Genomic DNA, 3,548 nt, shown 5'->3' on the forward strand with positions numbered 1-3,548 from the left:
ATAATGGCTTTCTTTCAAACGCCCTGCGACGATACCGATAACACCTTGATGCCAGTCATCTTGATACAATACAATACTACGGGTGTTAGTGGTCTTCTTCTCAAGTTTATGCTGAACGATGATATCACTGCTTTCCTCAGCATCAGCGTCAATCCCTGTATCAACAGCAGCTAATGCTTGGACGATATTATCCGCTTGTGCTCGCATCTCACCTTCTACTTGGCGACGCGTACGATTGAGCTGTTCAAGCTCTTGTGCCAATCGCTGCGCGGTTGACCAATCATCCGCTAATAAACACTCGATACCGATGCGCATATTATCCATACGACCAGCAGCATTAATACGTGGACCTAAGACAAAACCAAAATCTTGTGCCTGTAGTTTTTTGGGATCGCGACCCGCTTGCTCCAACAATGCCAATATCCCTAAAGAGCCACGCCCCTGACGAATGGCGTTCAGCCCATGATGGACTAAAATACGATTATTTTTATCAAGCACCCCAACATCAGCAATCGTACCAAGCGCCACTAAATCTAAATATTGGCTCACTTGTACGGTAGATTTACCAGCATCACGGCGCAGTTTTGCCAATCGTCCAAGCACATAAAATGCCACCCCAACGCCTACTAAAGCTTTACTAGCAAAGTTACAATCGAGTTGGTTGGGATTGACCACCGCTTCAGCAGGTGGTGTCTCTTTAGTCGTTAGGTGATGGTCTGTAATAATGACAGTAATGCCATCAGCCTGCGCGCGCGCCACGCCTTCATGGCTTGAGATACCATTATCTACCGTGACGATCATTTGCGGCTGATAAGTTTCAATACCCAATTCGACAATCTCTGGCGTCAGCCCATAACCGTATTTAAAGCGGTCAGGCACCAAGAAGTCTGCCTTTGCGCCCATGGCAGTCAGCGCGCGCATCATTAGCGCCGTACTGGTTGCGCCATCACAGTCAAAGTCGCCAACAATCAAAATGCGCTGACTATCATCAATGGCGACATCTAATAGATTTACTGCTTCAATGATGCCTTTTAGCTGCTCAGCAGGCAGCAAACCGGCAAGCTGAGTCTCAAGCTCATCTGGCTGCATGATACCGCGAGCAGCGTATAGGCGAGCAAGCGTCAGTGATTGGGCGGCAAGTGGTTGCAACGCGGCGGGCAACTCGTCAATGCGAGTGCTGGTATAACGGGGGGTTAAATTTAGCATAAACATATTCTACTGGCTTTAGTAAGTGCTCACAATGGTAATTTTCAGCCTGTCAGTGCAAGGTTAGAGATTGCTTATACATCCATCATCACGTAACTTATATTGTACTTATCGCGAACCTAGACTGTGTGTTTATTTCTTAATCTGAGCTTTTTTACACACAGTCATTTACAAAAACGGTGCAGATTACCCCTATTTTTCTGCATTTTGCTACAAAGCAGCGATTGTATGGTATTTATAAATACCTAAAATAGTAAGCATCTTATAAATCACTCAGATGCTTGTTAGCTATGCAATATTTGAAGTTTGATTATTTATTGTTACTTTTTTCATTATTCTAAGGATATTTTATGAAAACCACCCCTATCGCTGAAAAACTGCCTAATACCATTGATCCTAATCTGGACCTTGAGCAAGTTAAAAAAGAATGTATCGCTATGGTCAAAAGACGCGCTAGAGTCTCTGCTGGTGTTGCCATCGTTCCTGTACCATTCTTTGATGTGGCAGTCGATGCCAGTATGCTGACGATGCTGCTACCTGAAATCAGCGAGCGCTTTGGCTTACTCGAAGACCGTCAAGCAGCGGTAGACTTAGAGTCACGTGCTATTCACTGGAGTGCGCTAAAAGATCGTACGGTTGACTTTGCAGGCTTAATGGCAACTCGTGGTATCATTAAAAAGACAGTGCAAGGTTTTGGTGGTCGTATCGCTGCTAAGCAAGTGACCAAATTTATCCCATTAGGCGGTCAACTGGTTGCAGGCACAATAGGCTATATGATTTTTAAAAAAATCGCTACTGACCATATCAATGAGTGCTATGACTTAGCCAAAGATATTCAACAAAAGCAACACGGTAAAAACGTTTAAAACACTACTTTTTTAAACAAAAAGCGCTTTATCACTTAGCAAAAAAGCCCTGCTAAATGCAGAGCTTTTTCGTTTATAGTATCCCTTGCTAATAACCGTACCAGAATTTGCAGGTATATTATTTATACTAGGGGCAAGGATTGCACTAAGCCTCATCGCTACGACGCTTGAGCAAGAGAACATATTCCGTGGCTAAGCAATTCGCTGTCGGTCACGACATTGTTATGTCACAAAGTAGCACTTATGGTATAACGTATCTCTGATGCTACATAAAAGCTTAAATTAATAAAATGAGTAGACGTTTATGATTACGGTTGCAGGGCTTATCTCTGAAATACAGCAGCGCATAGAAACTTATCATACTAATGACTATCCGCTACATAAAAGAGCCGTTGTTAGCTACGACTTATTAGACAGCCGTAATCATATACTAGCAGAAGATATCGTCTCGCCCTTTGCCATACCAAGACAGAACCTGTCAGCGATGGATGGCTATGCTACTGCTAAAGACAGCGTGCTTGCAGCAGATACTGTGATTGATATCGTTGGTGAATCACAAGCTGGTAGTCCTTACATAGGTGAAATCTCAGCAGGACAAGGGCTGCGCATCTTTACTGGCGCTGTCGTCCCTGATGACTGTGATACGGTCATCATGCAAGAGAATACCAATTTCGCTGAAATAAAAAATAGCATTGATAAATCACAGCCTTATGCTATTACGCTTAGCAAAGACGCCAAACGTGATGATAATATTCGTCAGCAAGGCGAAGAAATTGAAGCTGACGAAGCGGTTTTATTCAAAGGTAAACGCCTAAATCCTGCTGATATCAGTCTACTGGCGAATTTGGGTCTCGATAAGGTCAACGTCTATCAGCCTTTAATCGTTGGCGTGCTGGCGACGGGTGATGAGCTGGTTGCCATTGGCAATGAGCTAACCAGCTTGGCACAAATCTATAACTCTAACACCCCTACTCTTAAAAGCCTACTTTCTGATTTGCCGATAACTATTCAAGATTATGGCATTATCCCTGATGATTTAGACACAACCACTGCTGCTGTCACTCAAGCCATGCAAGAGTGTGACGTACTCATCTCTACCGCTGGTGTATCGGTTGGCGACTATGATTTTTTAACCACCGTCATTGAGCAGCTTGGACAAATTAATCACTATAAAGTCGCGATGAAACCCGGTAAGCCTTTTGTCTTTGGTGAGCTGACTAAAAACCTTGCCAAGCCTGTATTATATTTTGGTTTACCTGGCAATCCGTTATCGACTATCGTTGGTACGCTACAATTTGTGATACCAGCATTGTGGCAAATGGTAGGCACGGCGCCACAAGAGCGACCCATGCAGTTAAGCCTCACCGCTACCCTTAAAAACGATATTAAAAAGTCAGCGGGCCGTATGGACTTCCAAAGAGGTGTTTTGTCACAAGATGCAGCTGGTAATTTCCAAGTTGAAAGCTTTAGCAAACA

Annotated in this window: 3 protein-coding genes; 2 read left to right on the forward strand and 1 reads right to left on the reverse strand. The window is 43.7% G+C overall.

What is annotated here, in order from left to right; genetic code table 11:
- Positions 1-1,206: single-stranded-DNA-specific exonuclease RecJ (locus VLN09_RS08715; protein WP_325245651.1), on the reverse strand; the 1,206-nt coding region annotated here is incomplete at its 3' end.
- Positions 1,207-1,556: 350 nt separating this feature from the next.
- Here VLN09_RS08715 and VLN09_RS08720 point away from each other — a divergent pair.
- Both VLN09_RS08720 and VLN09_RS08725 read left to right on the forward strand, forming a co-directional pair.
- Positions 1,557-2,072 (forward strand): hypothetical protein, encoded by a 516-nt coding sequence (locus VLN09_RS08720; protein WP_325245653.1) that lies wholly within the window; start codon positions 1,557-1,559, stop codon positions 2,070-2,072.
- Positions 2,073-2,376: 304 nt separating this feature from the next.
- On the forward strand, positions 2,377-3,548 hold a 1,172-nt coding region (locus VLN09_RS08725), incomplete at its 3' end, for a molybdopterin molybdotransferase MoeA (protein WP_325245655.1).

The organism is Psychrobacter sp., assembly GCF_035469765.1.
GTDB lineage: Bacteria > Pseudomonadota > Gammaproteobacteria > Pseudomonadales > Moraxellaceae > Psychrobacter.

Excerpts from the sequence above, each read along its gene's own strand:
- VLN09_RS08720 (WP_325245653.1), top strand. The coding sequence starts at position 1,557 with ATGAAAACCACCCCTATCGCTGAAAAACTGCCTAATACCATTGATCCT.